At 65.6% G+C, this 19,322-nt stretch carries 21 protein-coding genes and 1 tRNA gene; 17 read left to right on the top strand and 5 right to left on the bottom strand.

Annotation, left to right across the window (positions count from 1 at the left end; all coding sequences use genetic code 11):
- The first annotated feature begins 8 nt into the window (after window positions 1-8).
- The gene (locus tag BLT45_RS04155) at window positions 9-1,838 is read left to right on the top strand and encodes a peptidoglycan-binding protein (RefSeq protein ID WP_093295561.1); all 1,830 of its coding nucleotides are present in this window, start codon (window positions 9-11) and stop codon (window positions 1,836-1,838) included.
- Window positions 1,839-1,910: 72 nt separating this feature from the next.
- Here the strand turns inward: BLT45_RS04155 and BLT45_RS04160 are convergent, their stop codons facing one another.
- The 3 genes from BLT45_RS04160 to crp all read right to left on the bottom strand — a co-directional run bounded on the left by BLT45_RS04160 (window position 1,911) and on the right by crp (window position 3,904).
- A complete protein-coding gene (locus tag BLT45_RS04160; RefSeq protein ID WP_093295564.1) occupies window positions 1,911-2,660 on the bottom strand; it encodes a sulfite exporter TauE/SafE family protein in 750 nt (249 codons plus the stop codon).
- Window positions 2,661-2,723: 63 nt separating this feature from the next.
- Window positions 2,724-3,137 carry a GNAT family N-acetyltransferase gene (locus BLT45_RS04165; protein ID WP_254771785.1) on the bottom strand — a complete coding sequence of 138 codons (414 nt, stop codon included), beginning with the start codon at window positions 3,135-3,137 and terminating at the stop codon, window positions 2,724-2,726.
- An 80-nt stretch (window positions 3,138-3,217) separates the two neighbouring features.
- On the bottom strand, window positions 3,218-3,904 hold the full coding sequence (gene crp, locus BLT45_RS04170; RefSeq protein ID WP_254771786.1) for a cAMP-activated global transcriptional regulator CRP: 687 nt from the start codon (window positions 3,902-3,904) through the stop codon (window positions 3,218-3,220).
- A 186-nt stretch (window positions 3,905-4,090) separates the two neighbouring features.
- Between crp and speD the strand changes: the two genes are divergently transcribed.
- A complete protein-coding gene (speD, locus tag BLT45_RS04175; protein WP_056879496.1) occupies window positions 4,091-4,885 on the top strand; it encodes an adenosylmethionine decarboxylase in 795 nt (264 codons plus the stop codon).
- A gap of 174 nt (window positions 4,886-5,059) precedes the next feature.
- On the top strand, window positions 5,060-5,374 hold the full coding sequence (sugE, locus tag BLT45_RS04180) for a quaternary ammonium compound efflux SMR transporter SugE (protein ID WP_093295570.1): 315 nt from the start codon (window positions 5,060-5,062) through the stop codon (window positions 5,372-5,374).
- A gap of 18 nt (window positions 5,375-5,392) precedes the next feature.
- On the opposite strand, the gene coq7 is transcribed toward sugE, so the two are convergent.
- Complete coding sequence (coq7, locus tag BLT45_RS04185; protein WP_093295574.1) at window positions 5,393-6,034, bottom strand: 2-polyprenyl-3-methyl-6-methoxy-1,4-benzoquinone monooxygenase; 642 nt, start codon at window positions 6,032-6,034, stop codon at window positions 5,393-5,395.
- 170 nt (window positions 6,035-6,204) lie between these two features.
- On the opposite strand from coq7, the gene rplM reads away from it, so the two are divergent.
- From rplM to maiA, 6 genes are all read left to right on the top strand, one after another.
- Complete coding sequence (gene rplM / locus BLT45_RS04190; RefSeq protein ID WP_055936916.1) at window positions 6,205-6,633, top strand: 50S ribosomal protein L13; 429 nt, start codon at window positions 6,205-6,207, stop codon at window positions 6,631-6,633.
- A 2-nt stretch (window positions 6,634-6,635) separates the two neighbouring features.
- On the top strand, window positions 6,636-7,028 hold the full coding sequence (gene rpsI, locus BLT45_RS04195) for a 30S ribosomal protein S9 (protein WP_055936912.1): 393 nt from the start codon (window positions 6,636-6,638) through the stop codon (window positions 7,026-7,028).
- 33 nt (window positions 7,029-7,061) lie between these two features.
- Window positions 7,062-7,136, top strand: a tRNA-Gln gene (locus BLT45_RS04200).
- Window positions 7,137-7,202: 66 nt separating this feature from the next.
- On the top strand, window positions 7,203-7,949 hold the full coding sequence (locus BLT45_RS04205; protein WP_217629527.1) for a 2OG-Fe dioxygenase family protein: 747 nt from the start codon (window positions 7,203-7,205) through the stop codon (window positions 7,947-7,949).
- A 63-nt stretch (window positions 7,950-8,012) separates the two neighbouring features.
- On the top strand, window positions 8,013-9,002 hold the full coding sequence (locus tag BLT45_RS04210) for a fumarylacetoacetate hydrolase family protein (RefSeq protein ID WP_093295577.1): 990 nt from the start codon (window positions 8,013-8,015) through the stop codon (window positions 9,000-9,002).
- 98 nt (window positions 9,003-9,100) lie between these two features.
- A complete protein-coding gene (gene maiA, locus BLT45_RS04215) occupies window positions 9,101-9,760 on the top strand; it encodes a maleylacetoacetate isomerase (protein WP_093295580.1) in 660 nt (219 codons plus the stop codon).
- A 57-nt stretch (window positions 9,761-9,817) separates the two neighbouring features.
- Here maiA and BLT45_RS04220 read toward each other — a convergent pair whose 3' ends face one another.
- Entirely contained in the window at window positions 9,818-10,954 is a 1,137-nt protein-coding gene (locus tag BLT45_RS04220; RefSeq protein ID WP_093295583.1) for a PilT/PilU family type 4a pilus ATPase, read from the bottom strand.
- A gap of 95 nt (window positions 10,955-11,049) precedes the next feature.
- On the opposite strand from BLT45_RS04220, the gene BLT45_RS04225 reads away from it, so the two are divergent.
- The 8 genes from BLT45_RS04225 (at window position 11,050) to BLT45_RS04260 (ending at window position 19,304) form a co-directional block, all read left to right on the top strand.
- A complete protein-coding gene (locus BLT45_RS04225) occupies window positions 11,050-11,427 on the top strand; it encodes a DUF4398 domain-containing protein (RefSeq protein ID WP_093295586.1) in 378 nt (125 codons plus the stop codon).
- 47 nt (window positions 11,428-11,474) lie between these two features.
- Window positions 11,475-12,317: an OmpA family protein gene (locus BLT45_RS04230; RefSeq protein WP_093298487.1), complete on the top strand. Its 843-nt coding sequence runs from the start codon at window positions 11,475-11,477 to the stop codon at window positions 12,315-12,317.
- Window positions 12,318-12,672: 355 nt separating this feature from the next.
- A complete protein-coding gene (locus BLT45_RS04235) occupies window positions 12,673-12,891 on the top strand; it encodes a YdcH family protein (protein ID WP_056879505.1) in 219 nt (72 codons plus the stop codon).
- A 116-nt stretch (window positions 12,892-13,007) separates the two neighbouring features.
- Window positions 13,008-14,378, top strand: a complete 1,371-nt coding sequence (locus BLT45_RS04240) for a pyridoxal-phosphate dependent enzyme (RefSeq protein WP_093298490.1) — start codon at window positions 13,008-13,010, stop codon at window positions 14,376-14,378.
- Between the two features lie 98 nt (window positions 14,379-14,476).
- Complete coding sequence (locus BLT45_RS04245; protein ID WP_093295589.1) at window positions 14,477-15,661, top strand: cystathionine gamma-synthase; 1,185 nt, start codon at window positions 14,477-14,479, stop codon at window positions 15,659-15,661.
- A gap of 16 nt (window positions 15,662-15,677) precedes the next feature.
- The gene (locus BLT45_RS04250; RefSeq protein ID WP_093295592.1) at window positions 15,678-16,460 is read left to right on the top strand and encodes an ABC transporter permease; all 783 of its coding nucleotides are present in this window, start codon (window positions 15,678-15,680) and stop codon (window positions 16,458-16,460) included.
- A complete protein-coding gene (locus tag BLT45_RS04255) occupies window positions 16,457-17,671 on the top strand; it encodes an ABC transporter ATP-binding protein (RefSeq protein ID WP_093295595.1) in 1,215 nt (404 codons plus the stop codon). Before BLT45_RS04250 ends, BLT45_RS04255 begins: the two co-directional genes overlap by 4 nt.
- The gene (locus BLT45_RS04260) at window positions 17,661-19,304 is read left to right on the top strand and encodes a class I SAM-dependent methyltransferase (protein ID WP_093295598.1); all 1,644 of its coding nucleotides are present in this window, start codon (window positions 17,661-17,663) and stop codon (window positions 19,302-19,304) included. The genes BLT45_RS04255 and BLT45_RS04260 overlap by 11 nt, the downstream gene beginning before the upstream one ends.
- Window positions 19,305-19,322: the final 18 nt, after the last annotated feature.

The following is a 19,322-nucleotide window of genomic DNA, read 5'->3' on the forward strand; positions in this document are numbered from 1 at the left end:
AGCCAACGATGGCCAGTGACTACACCCGTGAACAGATTCTCGACATCGTCGAACGCCAGGCGCAGGCGAGCGGCATTCCACGCGATGACTTCCTGCGGTTCGCCTATATTGAAACAGGCGGCCGCTTCAACCCCGACGCGAGCAATCCCAGCGGCGCAAAGGGCCTGTTCCAGTTTATGCCGGGTACCGCGGCGCAGTACGGCATCGCGGGACGCGAGTTCGATCCGGCGGAGAGCACGCGGGCCGCAGCGGAGCTTTATCGCGACAACCTTGCCGACATCACGCGCCGTCAGTCGCGCAGCGGCCACGAGTTCCTGTCCGGGCAGGAATCGCCCAGTGGCCTTGACCTGTATCTGGCTCACCAGCAGGGCGCGGCAGGGTACGCCTCCATCCAGAGCGCGATCGCGACGGGCGACTTCACGCGCGACGATACGCGTCGCAACATCCTCAATAACATCAGTGCGCGCGATGCAGAGCGATTGACGGGGCATACGACCGACGAGCTACGTGGGCTCGGTGATCGTGAACTGGCCACGGCGTTCTCGCAGTATTGGAATGGCAAATACGCCGCCATCAGCATTTCCGATCGCGGCATCCAGGCGGGCCAGCCCGATGCAGTTGCCCGTGAACGCACGTCGCCGCTGGCCGATGGCGTGCTTCAGGGCGGCGAGCGGGGCGAGGAGGTACGCGCTCTGCAGACATCATTGAACCAGTTGGGCTTCCGTGATGGGCAGGGTGCTGAACTGGAAACGCGCTCCGGCATCTATGGCGGCAGGACGCAGGAGGCGGTGCGCGCCTTCCAGACGGCGAACCAGCTGGAAGCCACGGGTACCGCCGACGCGCGTACGCGTGAGGCGATCGCGCAGCAGTTGGCGTTGCCGGAACAGGAGCGAAATCGTGCCCAGCCCGCCGCGGCACAACAGCGAGAAGGCGGGCTGACGTGGCCGACACCGGGCAACCGCGACATCAACGAGGCCGACAAGCCGCGCGAAGGGCGGGGTGAGTTCGGTACGCCGCGCAGTGGCGGCCGACGCCACGGCGGCATCGATATCCAGGGCGATGTGGGCGATCCGGTGGTCGCCGTTGCGGGCGGGACGGTCGTGGTGCGACCGAACAACGGGGCGGCAGGCAATACCGTCCACATCCGGCATGACGACGGTTCCCTCAGCAAGTACTTCCATCTGGACGGGTTCAGCGTGCGCAATGGGCAGCGCGTGGAAGCCGGGCAACAGGTCGGCACCATGGGGCGGTCTGGCAATACCCCAGCACAGGGCGATACGCACCTGCACTTCGAGCTGTGGCGGGACGGCCGTCAGGTCGATCCGCTGCCGCAGTTGCGCGGTGCGAACCGCGATGCGGCGGTGTCCCCGCGGCCTGCTGCGCCGGAGGTGCTGCGTGACGGGACGTCGGGCGCGTCCGTGCGCGAGCTCCAGCAGCAGCTCAACCAGCTGGGCTACCGCGGCGCCGATGGCCGGCCGCTCGAAACCACGTCCGGCAAGTTCGGGCCGCAGACCGAGCACGCGCTACGCGCCTTCCAGACGGATCGTGGGCTGAAGGTGGATGGCGAGTATGGCGATCGATCACGTGAGGCATTGACCGCGGCTAACCGCGAGGCGACGCCTGCCGGGACCACGCCGCAGACGGCACGCGGAGAGGATGCACAGCGTTCGTTCGTGGACCGCATGTTCGCCGCCATGCACGGGGGTGACGACCGTGCCATGCGGCAGGCGCTGGATGACTATCTGAAGACGCCCGCCGGTCAGGGCTGGCAGAAGGAGCAGCCGGCGGCGGACCCGCAGGTCGCGCAACAACGCGATCAGACCGGTCCGTCCCGCTGAGACGGCTGCAAACGACGCGGGTCGGTTGGAAGACCGGCCCGCGTGTCGATCCGGCGTCCGGGACGCGAGCGCTTAGAAGAACCAGGCGCGCCCGACCTGATACAGGCTGATGCACAGCACCAGCAAGCCGACCACCTTCAGCACGATGCGCTCGGAGACGTGACGGACGAACCACGCCGCGAAGGGCGCGGCGATCGCGCCGCCGACCAGCAGGCCCAGCACGATCTCGAGGTGCTGCAGGCCGATGGTCAACAGGAAGGTGACGGACACCACCAGCGTGATCACGAACTCGGAGGCGCTGACGGTGCCGATGGTGGTGCGCGCCTTGCCCCCACGTGCGAGCAAGGTGGAGGTCGCGAGCGGTCCCCAGCCACCTCCGCCGCTGGCGTCGAGCAATCCCGCGAAGAATCCGAGGACGGGCACACGCTTGACCTCTTCACGGGGCACCCAGCGGCCGAATGAGCGCACCAGGATCAGGATCGCAAGCGCAAGCAGGTACAGGTAGACGAAGGGACGGATGGCGTCGCCGGGAAGGCGCGTCAGCACGTAAGCACCCAGTGCGCCGCCGACGGAGCCGGAGATCGTCAGGCGCCAGAACAGGCGCTTGTCGATGTTGCGGAAATAGGCGTGCGATGCGCCGGACACGCCGGTGGTGACGACTTCGGCGGCATGCACGCTGGCACTGACGGCGGCGGGCGGCAGGCCCATGCTGAGCAGGATGGAGGAACAGATGAGGCCGAAAGCCATGCCCAGCGCGCCATCCACCAGCTGCGCGCCAAGACCGATGAGGATGAACCAGAAAAACTCACTGCCGAACGCCATCCGCAGATTCCCGCCGGTGGGGAATCCGGCATCGCGTCCACACAGGATACCGCGCGCGGTCGATCAGGCTCCGCCGAGTGCGCGGGTGAAGCGCAACGAGCTCTCGGTGAAGCCGCAGGCGCGATAGAACGCGTGGGCCTCGGTGCGATGCAGGGCGGTGGTCAGCTCGAGGCGGACGCAATCCGCGCTGCGCGCGCGACGGTAGGCTTCTTCGAGCAACTGGCGGCCTACACCGCTGCCGCGGGCTTCGGTCGCCACGACCAGCGCAGTGATGCGGCAGATGAGCGCACCCAGCGGCACGTAGTACAGGAAGTGCAGGCCCACGAGACCGCAGCCGGCGCCGTCGCGCCGAGCGAGCAAGAGCACTTGCTGGCGATCCGCATCCACGGCATGGATGCGTTCGGCGGCCTCACGGGTCGAGCACGGGTATCCCAACTCCACCAGCAGGCGCGCTACATCATCCGCATCCCCCGGCATGGCGGGTCGGATGTCGAGGGGCGGACGGGTATCGGTCGCTGCGGCCGGTCGCAGAGGTGGACCGGCCCGACCCATGGACGTCAGCGGGTGCCGTACAGGACGACGGTCTTGCCGCGCGCGTGCAGGGCGCCATCCGCCTGCAGCTTCTTCAGCACGCGACCGGCCATCTCACGCGAGCAGCCGACCAGGCGCGCGAGCTCCTGGCGGGAGACGCGCAGCTGGGTGCCTTGCGGATGGCTCATGGCCTCCGGCTCGCGGGCCAGATCGTGCAGAGTACGGACGATGCGGTCGGTGACGTCCAGGAACGCCAGGCGGCTGGCCTTGCGGCTGGTGTCCAGCAGGCGCCGGGACAGCTGGGCGCCTATGGCGTACAGCAGCTTGGGGGCGTCGGCCGAGAGCGTGCCGAGGAACAGCTGGTGCAGGCGCTCGTAGCTGATCTCGGCCAGTTCGCACTGGGTCCGGGTCCGCAGGATCACTTCCCGACGGTCGGACTCGATGAACAGACCCATCTCGCCGACGAATTCGCCGCTGCCGAAGTAGCCGAGGACCAGCTCACGGTCGTCGTCTTCCTCGGTGATGATGCTGACCGAGCCGCTGACCACGTAATACAGGGTGCCGGCCGGGTCGCCCGGGCGGAACACGTCGGCACGGGCCGGGTAGCGGCGCCGGTGGCTGTGGGCCAGAAAGCGCTCAAGCGTGGCGTTGTCCGGCGTCAGGGGGCTGGCGGCGGTGCGAGCGGGGGCTGCAAGGGGGATGCCTGGGCTCATGGTGGTCACGGCTTGTAATTCAGGAAGCTTAGTCCGAATACGTAGCCCACGGCAAACGCAGGCCATGCAAGGGCTGGGCCAGTATGTGACGGTGTACCGACGGGCGGGCTACGGACATTTCACTGTCACCCGCTATGGCGCATAATCCGCCCCCTTATCCGACACCCCCTGAGAGGGACCACCGCCGTGGTAAAACCCCTGCCTCGCCTGCGGCTGCAAGGCTTCAACAACCTGACCAAGGCGCTGAGCTTCAACATCTACGACGTGTGCTACGCCTCGTCCGAGGACGAGCGCCGCCGGTACATCGAGTACATCGACGAGGAATACAACGCCGACCGCCTGACCCAGATCCTGACGGATGTGGCGGAGATCATCGGCGCCAACATCCTGAACGTGGCCCGCCAGGACTACGACCCCCAGGGCGCGTCGGTGACCATCCTCATCTCCGAGGAACCGGTGATCGACAAGAAGGATGCGGGCAAGGAGATCATCTCCGACGCGGTGGTGGCCCACATGGACAAGTCGCACATCACGGTGCACACGTACCCGGAGACCCATCCGGACAACGGCATCGCGACGTTCCGCGCCGACATCGACGTGGCGACCTGCGGCGTGATCTCGCCGCTGAAGGCCCTGAACTACCTGATCGAAAGCCTCGAGTCTGACATCGTCATCATGGACTACCGGGTGCGTGGCTTCACCCGCGACGTGAAGGGCAAGAAGCACTACATCGACCACAAGATCAACTCGATCCAGGACTTCCTCGCCAAGAACATCAAGTCGCGCTACGAGATGCTCGACGTGAACGTCTACCAGGAAAACATCTTCCACACGAAGATGCACCTGAAGGAGTTCGACCTCGACAACTACCTGTTCGAGGAGAAGGCCAAGAACCTGTCGTTCAAGGAGCGCATGAAGATCGAGGCGCGCCTGAAGCGGGAGATCGAAGAGCTGTACCACGGGCGCAACCTGTCCGAGTGACGGGCGCCGCGGGTTACACCCCATTGGGGTGGCCCGGGGTAACGTGGGTTCAAACAGGCGGGACGACCCGCCCGCGGCGCGAGCCGCGCACCAGGACCGACGGCGGTCCGGAACGCGAGTTCCGGGCCGTTTTCGCTTTATGGCCCGGGCTTCAGAAACCTGAGGAGTAGGCGTATGGCGTGGGTCTATCTGATGTTGGCGGGCGTGCTGGAAGTCGTATGGGCGGTAGGCCTGAAGTATTCCGAGGGCTTCACCCGACTCGTGCCCAGCGTGGTCACGGCGGTCGCTGCGGCGGCCAGCTTCTGGCTGCTGGCGGCGGCGCTGAAGCACATCCCGCTGGGAACCGGCTACGCGATCTGGGTGGGCATCGGCGCCGTCGGCACGGCCTGCGTCGGCATGTGGTTGTTCCAGGAGCCCGCGACGGTGGCGCGCCTGGTGTGCATCGGCCTGATCGTGGCCGGCATCATCGGCCTGAAGCTGGCTTCGTAAGCCAGGACGGACGGCGCCTCAGAGGCGGTAGGCCACGGCCTTCATCAGCTTCGAGGCGCCGGCCATCAGGCTCGGGATCGGGGTCGGCAGCACCCGGGCGCCGGCGTGCTGGGCGTGTTCGGCATGGCGGGCCTCGTCGGCCTTCATCACCGTCAGGATCTCGCGGCTGCGCAGGTCGGCCGGGGGCAGGGATTCCAGATGTTCGTCCAGGTGGGCTTCCACCTGGTGCTCGGTCTCCACCACGAACCCCAGGCTCCAGCCATCGCCCCGCAGGCCGGCCAGCGCGCCCAGGGCGTAGCTTCCGGCATACCAGACGGGGTTGAAGAGGCTGGGGCGGCTGTCCAGTTCCCGCAGGCGATCGGCGCACCAGGCCAGGTGGTCGGTCTCTTCCTGGGCGGCGTCCAGCAGGTGCGCCCGCGTCTCCGGGTCGCGGGCGACCGCCGCCTGGCCGAAGTACAGGCCCTGGGCGCACACCTCGCCCACGTGGTTGATCCGCATGAGGCCCGCGGCATGGCGCTGCTCGGCGTCGTCGAGGGCCACATCCGGGGTATCGCCCGCCGGATTGGGCCGCTGGGCGGGCGGATTGCCGAAAACGGTGTCCAGGCCACGCTGGGCTTCCACCAGCCAGCGGTCGAGGGGAGAGAGGCTCCGGATGCTCATGCGCCCATTGTGCCGGCTGCCGGGCTGGACGTCTCGGGCCCGCCGGGCAGGTTGCGCAGACCCGCTGAGCCCCGTACAATCCCGCCTCTTCCGTTTCACCCTTCACAACGCGTGGCAAAGTTCCGCCCGGGAAACCGCGGAATCCGCCCGACCAGACACACGAGAGTTACATGAGCACCTTTACCGCCAAGTCCGAGACCGTCCAGCGCGACTGGTACGTCGTCGACGCAGCAGGCAAGACCCTGGGTCGCCTGTCCACCGAGCTGGCCCGCCGTCTCCGCGGCAAGCACAAGCCCGTCTATACCCCTCACGTTGATACCGGCGACTACCTCGTCGTGATCAATGCCGAGAAGATCCACGTCACCGGCAACAAGCTGGCCGACAAGAAGTACCACCGCTTCACCGGCTACATCGGCAACCTGAAGACCGAGACGCTGGCGCAGGCGCTGGAGCGCCATCCGGAGCGCGTCATCGAGACCGCCGTGAAGGGCATGCTGCCGAAGGGCCCGCTGGGCCGCGACATGTATCGCAAGCTCAAGGTCTACGCCGGCCCGAATCATCCGCACGCCGCTCAGCAGCCGCAGGTCCTGGACATCTAATCATGGCTATCACTCAGAACTACGGCACCGGCCGTCGCAAGTCCTCCACCGCCCGCGTGTTCCTGCGCAAGGGTTCCGGCAATATCACGGTCAATGGTCGTCCGCTGGACGAGTTCTTCGGCCGCGAAACCGGCCGCATGATCGTGCGCCAGCCGCTGGAACTGACCAAGAACACCGAAACCTTCGACATCACCGTCACGACCACCGGTGGCGGCATCACCGGCCAGGCCGGCGCCATCCGCCTGGGCATCGCCCGCGCGCTGGTGGAATACGATGAAACGCTGAAGCCGGAACTGCGCAAGGCAGGCTTCGTGACCCGCGACGCCCGTGAAGTCGAGCGTAAGAAGGTCGGCCTGCACAAGGCGCGTCGCGCCACCCAGTTCTCCAAGCGTTAACAGACGCGCTACACTACGCGTCACTGGTTATACAGCCCCGTCGCCAAGCGGTAAGGCACCTGACTCTGACTCAGGCATTCGGAGGTTCGAATCCTTCCGGGGCTGCCAACTTGAAGTCCAATGGACATCCGCAAAAGCCCGCCTCTGGCGGGTTTTTGCGTTGAGGGGTTTGCCATGGTCGCGATGTTCCAACCTCCGTTCTGTCCTGCCGACGAGGCCGTGCGCCGCGTGCAGGAGCGTGGCTATGCCGTGCTCGAGCCGCGATCCATGGCCGACGCCGTCGGCGCCGATCTGGATGCCCTCGATGCACTGCTGCCGAGCTGGGATCGGCTGGAGGTGGACGGATACCTCAAGGATGGCGGCCGCTACCGGCGGCGTCGGCATTCGTGCTTCGTCCTCGATGCGGATGGGATCACGCAGGCGCCGCACCGCGCGCACTGGCAGTCGCTGGATTACAACGCCCTGCACGGCGGCATGCAGCGCTGGTTCGAGCCGATCGAGTCGGCCGTTGCGGGTGCTCTAGCTTGGCAACAATTGCTGGGGGGACTGGGACGCTGGTGCTCGGCGCTGAAGGGCGAGCGCCCCTGGCATGTCGAGGCGCACCAGTTCCGCATCGACACCACCGATGGCATCGGCCGGCCGACGCCGGAGGGTGCGCATCGCGACGGCGTGGATTTCGTCGCGGTGCTGTTGCTGGGCCGGCAAGGCATCAAGGGGGGCGAGACCCGCGTGTTCGCCGCCGCGGGACCGGACGGGCAGCGTTTCACGCTGGAGGCGCCGTGGTCGTTGCTGTTCCTCGACGACGAGCGCGTCATCCACGAATCCACCCCGATCCAGCCGCTCGACGGACAGGGCCATCGCGATACGCTGGTTCTGACGTTCCGCAAGGACGGCTTCCAGGGCGATCCTGCCGCCGGCTGACCGTCGCACGTATTTCGTTACAATTGAAACCAAGGCGCGTGGGCGCCGGCATCTGGAGTTCCGATGAAGCTGGGTTCCCTGAAGGAAGGTGGTCGCGACGGTACGTTGATCGTCGTGTCGCGTGATCTGGCCCGCGGCGTGCGCGCCACCGGCATCGCGCCGACGCTGCAGCGCGCGCTGGAGGACTGGAGCAACACCGCGCCGCGCCTCAACGCGCTGTACGAGTCGCTGAATGCCGGCGACGCCGGCGACGCCTTCGACATCGACCTGCAGTCGCTCGCTGCCCCGCTGCCGCGCGCCTACGAATTCGTGGACGGCAGCGCCTACCTGCCGCACGTCGAGCGCGTACGTCGCGCCCGCAACGCGGAAGTGCCGGCCAGCTTCTACACCGATCCGCTGATGTACCAGGCGACCAGCGCCGGGTTCCTCGGCCCGCGCGACCCGGTGAAGGTCGTCAGCGAGGACTACGGTATCGACCTGGAAGCGGAGATCGTCGTGATCACCGACGACGTACCGATGGCGGTGACGGCTGCGCAGGCCGCCGCGCATATCCAACTGGTCGGCCTGGTCAACGACGTTTCGCTGCGCAATCTGATCCCGGGCGAACTCGCCAAGGGCTTCGGGTTCCTGCAGTCCAAGCCGCGCTCGGCGCTGTCGCCGGTGTTCGTGACGCCTGACGAGCTCGAGGGTGCCTGGGACGGCAACAAAGTGCACCTGCCGCTGGTGACCCACATCAACGGCGCGTGGTTCGGCGCACCGGAAGCGGGCGTCGACATGCAGTTCGACTTTTCGCAGCTCGTCGCCCACGCGGCGAAGACGCGTCCGCTCTCGGCCGGCACCATCGTCGGTTCGGGCACGATCGCCAACGAGGACACGTCCAAGGGCGCCTCGTGCTTCGCGGAGAAGCGCACCGTCGAAACGCTCCGCGACGGCAAGCCCAGCACCCCCTTCATGAGCTTCGGCGACGTGGTCCACATCGAAATGAAAGACCGTGACGGCCGTTCCATTTTTGGCGCGATCGAACAGCGGATCGAAGCCGAACCCTTGCCTTGAGGACCTGCCCGGGCCCAGTGTGGTGACAGGAAGGATCGAGACGGGCAGGGACGTGGATTCCGGGCATGTGATGGCGCAAACCGCGGGGAGCGGCTTGCATGGCTGAGCAACTGAAGCTGTATTCCTACTGGCGCTCCAGCGCCGCCTACCGCGTCCGCATCGGCTTGAACCTGAAAGGCCTGGTGTACGAGACCGTGCCCGTGCACCTGGTCCGCGACGGGGGCCAGCAGCATTCCGCCGAGTACATCGCCAAGAATCCCCAGCAACTGGTGCCGACGCTGCAGCACGGCGTGCGGGTGATCCGGCAGTCGCTCGCGATCCTCGAATACCTGGACGAAGCCTGGCCCTCGCCGCGCTTGTTGCCGATGACGGCGCGCGACCGCGCTCGTGTGCGCGCGTTGGCGCAGATGGTGGCGTGCGACATCCACCCGCTCAACAACCTGCGCGTGCTGCAGTATTTCGAGCACACGTGGAATGTCCCGCAGGCCGAGCGGGACGACTGGATCAAGCACTGGATCGTGGAGGGCTTCACCGCGATGGAGTCCCTGCTCACGGAGGACGCCGCCACCGGTCCTTACTGCCACGGCCAGACGCCGGGCCTCGCCGACTGCTGTCTGGTGCCGCAGGTCTTCAATGCGCGCCGCTTCGGCGTGGACATCTCGGCGTTCCCGACGATCCTGCGCATCGAGGAAGCCTGCCTCGCGTTGCCCGCCTTCGACCGGGCGCGCCCCGAGAACCAGCCCGACGCGAACGCCTGAAACAGGAAGGGCAGGTTTCCCTGCCCTTGTCGTGCGTGTCGCGATGTGCCGCTGCGATCAGCCGAAGCCGTGGGTGATCCGCGGCGAGCTGCTGCCGTTGTCGTAATCGGCATAAGGGTCGTGCTCGCCCTTGCTGCCCTCGGACAGGCGGAACTTCAGCGCCAGGCCATCGCGCGAGTCGGCCGCGCGCAGCGCCTCCTCCTGCTCGATCTGGCCTTCCTTCACCATGCGGAACAGGCACTGGTCGAAGGTCTCCATGCCTTCCTCCAGCGACTCCTCCATGGCGGCCTTGATTTCGTGCACCTGACCGCGGCGCAGCAGGTCGCGGATCATCGGCGTGTTGATCAGCACTTCGGCCGCGGGCAGGCGGCGCCCATCGTTGCCCTTCACGAGGCGCTGCGACACCACGGCGCGCAGGTTCAGCGCCAGGTTCATCAGCACATTCTTGTGGGCGCTCTCGGGGAAGAAATTGAGGATGCGCTCGATGGTCTGGTCGGCGTTGTTCGAGTGCAGCGTGGCGAGGCACAGATGGCCGGTCTCGGCGAAGGCGATCGCCGCCTCCATCGTCGTGGCGTCCAGGATCTCGCCGATCAGGATGACGTCCGGGGCCTCGCGCATCGCGTTCTTCAGCGCGTTGTGGAACGCGTGGGTGTCCAGGCCGACTTCGCGCTGGTTGACGATGGACTGCTTGTGCCGGTGCAGGTACTCGATCGGATCCTCGATGGTGAGGATATGCCCGGTGCTGGTGGTGTTGCGGTAGTCGATCATCGACGCCAGCGAGGTCGACTTGCCCGAACCGGTGGAGCCGACGATCAGCACCAGCCCGCGCGGGGTCATGATGATGTCCTTCAGCACCGGCGGGAGGTTCAGCTCCTCGATGCTCGGGATCACGCTGCGGATGGCGCGGATGACCATGCCCACTTCGCCGCGCTGCTTGAACACGTTGACGCGGAAGCGGCCGGCGTCCTGCAGGGCGATCGCCATGTTCAGCTCGAGCTCGCGCTCGAACACGGGCACCTGGCCCTCGTCCATCAGCGAGTACGCGATCTTCTTGACCATGCCGGGCGGCAGGCCGGTATTGCCCAAGGGGTACAGCTTGCCCTCGATCTTGATGTAGACCGGCGCCCCGGTCGTCAGGAACATGTCCGAGGCGTTCTTCTCGGTCATCAGCTTCAGGAAATAGCCGATGTCCATGTGCAAAGCTCCCCACGATGCGCGGCACCACATTGCAACGGCGCCGAAGGCTACAGACAATGGCCGCGCGTACCCCTCAACGTCACGGCACCCCAATGACTGTTAGCTTCGCACACTTCCGCAGGCCCCTGCATGTGATGGCCGCCGCAGTAGCGGCACTCGCCCTGGCGCCCGCGTTCGCCCAGAGCGTGCCCAGCCCGGAACTGGAAGCCGCCGTGCAGGCGGTCCAGCGCGCCGACCGGGCCGATGCCGACCAGTACGCCCCTGAACCGCTGGCGGCGGCCCGCCAGGCCCTGGCGCAGGCGCAATCCACCCGCAACAAGAAGGAAGCGCTCGATTTCGCCCTGCGCGCGGCGGCCGACGCCGACCTGGCGCGCGCCCGCAGCGAGGAGGCCGTCGCGACGGCGGAGGTGGGCCAACGCCGCGCGGAAATCGCGGATCTGCAGCGCCAGCTCGGGGAGGGTGGCCGATGAGCGCGCGCCGGATCGTCCCGCTCGCCCTGGGGCTGCTGCTCGCCGGCATGACCGCCGCGGCCGCGTTCGCCGCGGAGAACCCGGTGACGGTGCAGCTCAACCAGCGGCTCGGCCGGCTGCAGTCGGATCCCGCCCTGGCGGAATTCGCCGCCTACGAGAAATTGCAGGCCCAGCACGCCGTGGCGGCGTTCGACAAGGGACGCCGCAGCCAGCGCGAGACCCTGCAGTACGTGGCCGAGCGCCGCGTCGAAGTCGCCGAGATCGCGGCCCGCACGCAGGCCGCGCGCCGTGAAGCCGATCGCCTGGATCGCACGCGCAGCGAGCTGCTGGTCGAAGCCAGCCGACGCGAGGCCGAGCGGGCGCGCCGCGAGGCCGAGCGCTTGCGCGTGCAAGCCCAGATCCAGGCGGAGGAAACCGATCGCCTGCGCCTGGCGGCGGAAGCCGAGGCCCTGGCGCGCCAGGAGGCGGAAACCACCCTGGATACCGTGGCGGGGCAGCAGGCGAGCCGGCTCAGTACCGCGCGCCAGCGTGAGTTGAAGCTGGCGCGAGAAGAAGCCGAACTGGTCTCCGGGGCGAAGCTGCCGGCGTCCAAGTTCGAAAGCCGCGGCGAAGTGTTCGCTCTGGGCGCGGATGCCTTCGCGAGCGGATCGGCCAAGCTGTCCGGCGGCGGCACTGCGACGGCGAGCGCGCTCGCCGCCTACCTGCAGGCGAACCCGAAGGCGCGTGCGCGGATCGAGGGGTACGGCGACAAGCAGACGCCGGGCCAGCGCCGCGCGGATGCGCTGCGGGATGCGCTGACCGCCGGGGGCGTCCAGAAGAGCCGGCTGCAGAGCGCGGCCAAAGGCACCGGGACCAAGGCACGCGCAGTCGAAGTCATCATCACGCACTGATTTTTTCTTCAAGATCAGTTAGTTGCACGGTGATTCGGGTCGCGCGAAGGCCCGCATGTGAAGCGGGCGTTACCGCGCAACATGCGTTGAATCAACCACTTACGACCGGGGTTGCCGGGCCCCGGAGCGAGGAGTAGGGTCATATACCCAAGCGACCCCTGTCGCTTGGCTCACCGGAGAATCGCCCCGATGACGCCCGTTCCAATCCCGCAGGAAACCGCCGCCGGCAGCCAGGCTGTCGCGGGCATTCCGGCGGGAGGTGCCCGCGAAACCGGTCGGCAACTCCGCTCCCAAGCCAACGCCCCGTGCCTGTGAAGGCCGGGGCGTTCGTATTTCTGCTGAAGGAGGTAACACCATGTTCGAAGGTCAACCGCAGGCCGAAATCGATGCACTCATCAAGGCCGATCCGGAGTTCAAGCAGCTTTACCAGCGCCATCGCGAGCTGGACAAGAAAGTCACCGACGCCGAGCTCGGCGTTCTGCCCATCGACGACAATCTGCTGGGCCAGATGAAGCGCGAGAAACTGCACGCCAAGGAGCGATTGCTCCGGATCTACGACGCCAAGCCCCACTGAAGCCTCCCCCCGAGCTTTCTCGTCGCGGGCGGCGACGGCCTCCTCGTCGGCCGTCGCCGTCCGCGTCACCCTAGTGCGATAATCCGGGCCACGTTCCGCACCGGATGCACGGCCGCATGGCGATCCACTCCTCCGTACTCGACCTGATCGGCGACACGCCGATCGTCCAGGCCAAGCGCCTCGACACCGGGCTCTGCACGCTCTACCTGAAGCTCGAAAGCGCCAACCCAGGCGGGTCCATCAAGGACCGCATCGGCATGTCGATGATCGAGGCCGCCGAGAAGCGGGGCGATCTGAAGCCCGGCGCCACGCTCGTGGAAGGTACGGCCGGCAACACCGGCATCGGATTGGCCCTGGTCGCCCAGCAGAAGGGCTACAAGCTGATGCTGGTCGTCCCGGACAAGATGAGCCGGGAGAAGATCTTCAACCTGAAGGCGATGGGCGCCGAGGTCATCCTGACCCGCTCCGACGTGGCGAAGGGGCATCCCGAGTACTACCAGGACCTGGCCGAGCGCATCGCGCGCGAGACACCCGGCGCCTACTTCATCAACCAGTTCGGCAACCCCGACAACCCCGCGGCACACGAGTTCGGCACGGGTCCGGAAATCCTTCGCCAGATGGAGGGCCAGCTGGACGCCATCGTCTTCGGGTGCGGCAGTTCCGGCACCATGACCGGCCTGTCGCGCTGCTTCGCGGAGCATTCGCCGCTTACGGAGATGGTGCTCGCCGACCCGGTCGGCTCCATCCTCACCCAGTACATCAACGAGGGCATCCTCAGCACCAAGTCGGGCAGCTGGCTGGTGGAAGGCATTGGCGAGGACTTCCTGCCGCAGATCTCGGACTTCACCCGCGTCAAGAAGGCGTATGCCATCAGCGACCGGGAGAGCTTCCTGACCGCGCGCGAGCTGCTGGCGAAGGAGGGCATCCTGGGCGGCTCGTCGACCGGCACGCTGCTGGCCGCGGCGCTGAAGTACTGCCGCGAGCAGACCGAACCCAAGAAAGTGCTCGTGTTCGTGTGCGACACCGGCAACAAGTACCTGTCGAAGATGTACAACGACTACTGGATGCTGGACAACGGCTTCATCGACCGCCCCCAGTACGGCGACCTGCGCGACCTCATCCTGCGTCCCTACAGCCAGCGCGACACGGTCGTGGTCAGCCCCACCGACCTGCTGACGACCGCCTACCAGCGCATGAAGCTGTACGACGTTTCGCAGCTGCCGGTGATGGAAGGCGACAGGCTGGTCGGCATCGTCGACGAAAGCGACGTGCTGCTGCATGTCTATGGCGATGAGGCCCGCTTCCGCGACCCGGTGTCCACGGCGATGGTCAGCAAGCTGGACCGCCTGGACGTGCGCTCGCCGATCGAGGCGCTGTTGCCTGTCTTTGATCGCGGGCAGGTCGCCATCATCACCGACGGCGACGCCTTCCTGGGCCTGATCACCCGCATCGACCTGTTGAACTATCTGAGACGCCGCGCACAGTAGGCGGCGGCGCCGGCCGTCCACAGGGGAGGGCGGCCGGGCACGGACGATACGTTAAGGACCCGCTGGTAAAATGGCGGGCTGACTCAAGGAACCCGAACATGGCGCACCATTCCTCCCCTTCGAACGGGACCGCTGGCGATCTCGCACTGGGCACGCTGGCCATCCACGGCGGCCAGGCCCCCGACCCGACCACGGGCGCGGTCATGCCGCCGATCTACGCGACCTCGACGTACGCGCAGTCCAGTCCGGGCGTCCATCAGGGCTTCGAGTATTCCCGCACACACAACCCCACCCGTTTCGCCTACGAGCGCTGCGTCGCCGCGCTTGAAGGCGGAAGCCGCGGCTTCGCCTTCGCCTCGGGCATGGCGGCGACCTCGACGATCCTGGAATTGCTGGACAGCGGCAGCCATGTCGTCGCGATGGACGATCTGTACGGCGGCAGCTTCCGCCTGTTCGAGCGCGTGCGCCGGCGCACGGCGGGGCTGGATTTCAGCTTCGTCGACATGACCGACCTGGCGGCGTTCGAGTCCTCGATCCGGCCGGAAACGCGACTGGTGTGGGTGGAAACCCCCACGAACCCGATGCTGAAGATCGTCGACATCGCCGCCATCTGCGAGATCGCGCACAGGCATGGCGTACGCGTGGTGGTCGACAACACCTTCGCCTCGCCGATGCTCCAGCGCCCGTTGGCCCTAGGTGCCGACATCGTCATGCACTCCGCCACCAAATATCTCAATGGCCATTCCGACATGGTGGGCGGCATGGTGGTGGTGGGCGAGGACGCGGAACTGGCCGAACAGATGGCCTTCCTGCAGAACTCCATCGGCGGCGTGCAAGGCCCCTTCGACAGCTTCCTCGCCCTGCGCGGCCTGAAGACGCTGCACCTGCGCATGAAGGCGCACTGCGACAACGCCCTCGCGCTGGCGCAGTGGCTGGAAACGCACCCCGCCATCGAGAAGGTCATCTATCCCGGCCTGCCATCCCATCCGCAGCACGCGCTCGCCACCCGGCAGATGCAGGGCTACGGCGGCATCATCTCCATCGTGATCAAGGGCGGCTTCGATGCCGCGCGCAGGTTCTGCGAGAGCACCAAGCTGTTCACCCTCGCCGAATCGCTCGGCGGCGTGGAGAGCCTGGTCAACCACCCCGCGGTCATGACGCACGCGTCGGTGCCGGTGGAACGGCGCGAGACGCTGGGGATCAGCGATGGGTTGGTGCGGTTGAGCGTGGGGGTGGAAGACCGGGGTGACCTGTGCGCGGATCTCGCGAGCGCGCTCGCGTGAAGGAATCGGCGACTCGATGAAACAGGCAACCCATTCGGGATTCCTATTCCGGCAGCTACTGGCACGCGAACTGGCGGCGAAGTACAAATCGACCACGCTTGGCGTTTTCTGGTACGTAGCCCAGCCTCTGCTGATGCTGGCGGTTTATACGGCGGTGTTCAGCGGCATCTTCAAGGTAAGATGGCCGGGCGTGGATAACTCAGCCACGTTCGCGCTGATGCTTTTTGCCGGGCTTATCATCTTCAACCTGTTTTCCGAAGTGCTGACCACGTCCCCCGGCCTGGTCACGGGGCAGCCCAATTACGTCAAGAAAGTGGTTTTTCCGTTGGAGATCCTCTCCGTCGTGCGAGTGGCCGCCGCCGTCGTCACGGCTCTGATCAGTTTGATCGTGCTGCTCGCCGCGCAGTGGCTGGTCACAGGCCATGTCGGTGCGTGGTTTCTGACGGCGCCCGTGGTCCTTGTCAGCCTTTTCCCGCTGCTGCTCGCGATCTCGTGGCTGGTGGCGTCGTTTGGTGTGTACCTAAGGGACGTGGGACAGCTGGTCGGCCTGGTTGCCAGCGTTTTCCTGTTCATCAGCCCGATTTTCTTCCCTGCAACCGCCATTCCCGCCGAGATGCGTTTTCTGGTGGAGTTCAATCCGCTGGTTGCGCCGATCGAACAATTGCGGGCCGTGACCCTGCGGGACGTCGCGCCTGACGTGGTGGGTCTGTTCTACCATTTCGCTATCTGGTCGGTCGTGGCGTTCTTGGTCCTGAAGGTCTTCAGGCGGCTGGCGAAAGGGTTCGCGGACGTCATATGAGCGAATCACTTCCCGCTTCTGCATTCACGCCCGCGATCTCTGTGCGTGGCTTGGTCAAGGACTACACCCTCTACCGTTCTCCGGCGCAACGATTGTTGGCGCTGTTCTGGCCGCGCCTCGTCAACGCAAAACGATTCCGAGCGCTCGACGAGGTTAGTTTCGAAGTGCCGAGAGGCCACACTATGGGCGTTATCGGTCGCAATGGTGCGGGCAAGTCCACGCTCTTGCAGATCCTTTGCGGCACCGTAACGCCCAGCTCGGGCGAAATCCGGATTGATGGTCGTTTTGCTGCCCTGCTTGAGCTCGGTGCGGGTTTTAATCCGGAGTTCGATGGGCGGCAGAACATCTACCTCAATGCTTCGTTGCTGGGCCTTTCGCACGATCAGGTGAATGAGCGCCTGACTGACATCATCGAGTTCTCGGGCATAGGCGAATTCATAGATCGGCCGGTCAAGACTTACTCGAGCGGCATGTATGTGCGCCTGGCATTCGCGGTCGCCGTGCACACGCAACCGGAAATTCTCATCGTGGACGAGGCGCTCGCCGTGGGCGACATCCGCTTCCAGATGAAGTGCCTGGAGAAGATCGAGCAGCTAAGAGCGGGCGGCACCACGATCTTGTTCGTCTCCCATTCCTTGGAGCAAGTGAAGCGGTTCTGCCAGACGGCCATATGGCTAGAGGCCGGCAAGGTGAAACTCCATGGTGACGCAAATTTTGTCACTGACTGCTTTCGTGATCATGAAATGTCCGTGTCGCCGTCTCAGTCGGAACCGACGGGCAGCAGTATCGATACGCATGGTCTCGGGTTGCATCCTGCCCGGATCAACGAGGTGCGGGTCTCCAGGGAGCACCTCGCGCCCTTCGATGATCTCACCGTTGATGTGCATTACGAAGTCCTCGATGAGTCGGTGCCTGGATTGCTGCTTGGCGTGGCGATCAAAAGCCCTGATGGCGCCCATATTTTCGGGCCCAACACGCATTTGGAGCGCGTGGCAATTCCTACAGAGCAAGGACGCCATCATGTCAGCTACCACATTCCAGCGTTTCCGCTGCTTAGCGGCAGCTATCGGATCGACGCGGGAATATTCACCGACAAAGGTCTGGTATGCCTGGACTATCTGTCCGATGTGAAGCGAGTTGTCGTGGCATCTCCTTATTTCAGTGAGGGTGTCGTCTATATCCAGCACGAATGGCGCGTACATGGAAAATGATCTGACGTTGCTGCCGTTTGATCACTACCAGCGCTATGCAACCGTGGCGCGGCTGTTGTCGCTTGTCGATGGCGATCCAAGCATCCTTGAGGTGGGCGCTAACCGCCAGCGCCTGCTTGGAGAATTTCTTCCCGGAAGCAGGATCCTTTACAGCGACATCGAAGCGCAGCCGGAAGCGGAGGACTTCATCGTCGCTGATGCCAGCAGGCTCCCGCTGGCCGACGGCTCGTTTGACGCCGTCGTGTCTCTCGATGTCCTTGAGCACATCCCGGTGCCAATGCGGTTGCCAGCAGTGCGCGAGATGAGCCGGGTCGCTCGAACGATGGTAGTGATCGGGTGCCCTACCGACGAACGTCACGTGCTCGAAGCGGAGGCAGCGGCGAACGCCTATTGGAACAAGCACTTTTCCGAACCCTATCCATGGCTGGCGGAGCACGAAGAGTTCGGTCTCGTTGATGCCGCCGGCGTGCGTGAGGCGCTGCAGCAGGCAGGCTTGGTCGCGGTGGATCTAGGGCATGGTGATCCACAATTGTGGGCGAGCTTGATGGGTACGCACTTTCTCAAGGAGGCGTACGCCGAGCTTCAGCCCCTGTCGCGTGAGATCGATGCCCTCTATAACCGCGTGCTGTTCGCTTCCGATCGTCCGCGGCAGTCCTACCGGCGCTTCTTAGTAGGCGTCCGAACGCAACAGCACGCTGACCAGTTGCGAGAGATGCTGGCTCCAGCCGCCGTTACACCAGCGCTACTGGGGTTTCTCGAGAACTTGCCGGGATCGCTGCAGCCGTTGTTGCAGCGATTGGTGCATGCCGAATCGGAGTGGAAGCGCACTGCGGAACTCTTGCAGGGCTCGCCGTCGACTGGCTCGGAGACGGAGGCCGCAGCCCATATCAGGACCGTCGAAGCCGAATGGCGAGTGACTGCCGAGAAGCTTCGCGCACTCGAGCAGGAGCTGCGCGACGAGCGAGAGGCGAGACACGTTAGTGAGCTTGCCGCGCAGTCATCTGCCCGACGTGCGCTCGACCAGATTAGCGAGATCGAGGCGCAATGGAAAGCTTCCGCCACCTTGGCTGAGAGCCTGCAGGTGGATCTGCGAACGGAGCGACTGGCGCATCACGAAACCGGGCTGAAGTTGCAGACGGAAGCGGAGAGCGCGATCGTCCGGATCCGAAGTGCGGAGCAAGGGTGGAAGGAATCCGCAGATCTTGCGCGACGCTTGGAGACGGAGCTGATCGAAGAGCGGGCGAGTACGGTCGATACGACGCGTCGCCTGCACGAGATACAGGCGGCTAAGGAAACGCTGGAAGAACGCCATGGCCATGATCGCGCGCGGATTGCGGCGCTGGAGAGCGAGTTGTGTGCGGAACAAGACGCCAGCGACGCCGCTCGGGGCGAGCTGGTCCGCTGGCAGGAGCAGGTCCATGATCTCGCGAACGCCACGGAAGAACGTCCCAGTCGAGGACGTAGTGCTCCCTCGTCCCTGGAGCTTTCGCGGGCGACGGATGTCGAGCGCATCCTTGCGGCTTTGCAGGGACATCGGGCACTACAGAGAAGGGTGGCTCGCTTAAAGGGCGCGTTGATCGCGGCCACCGTCCTGGTGATCGTGCTGTGCCTGGTGCTGATCGTCACCCACTGACCTAACCTAATGACCACG

Origin of the sequence: Pseudoxanthomonas sp. CF385 (genome assembly GCF_900104255.1) — a bacterium.
In the GTDB taxonomy this organism is placed as follows: domain Bacteria; phylum Pseudomonadota; class Gammaproteobacteria; order Xanthomonadales; family Xanthomonadaceae; genus Pseudoxanthomonas_A.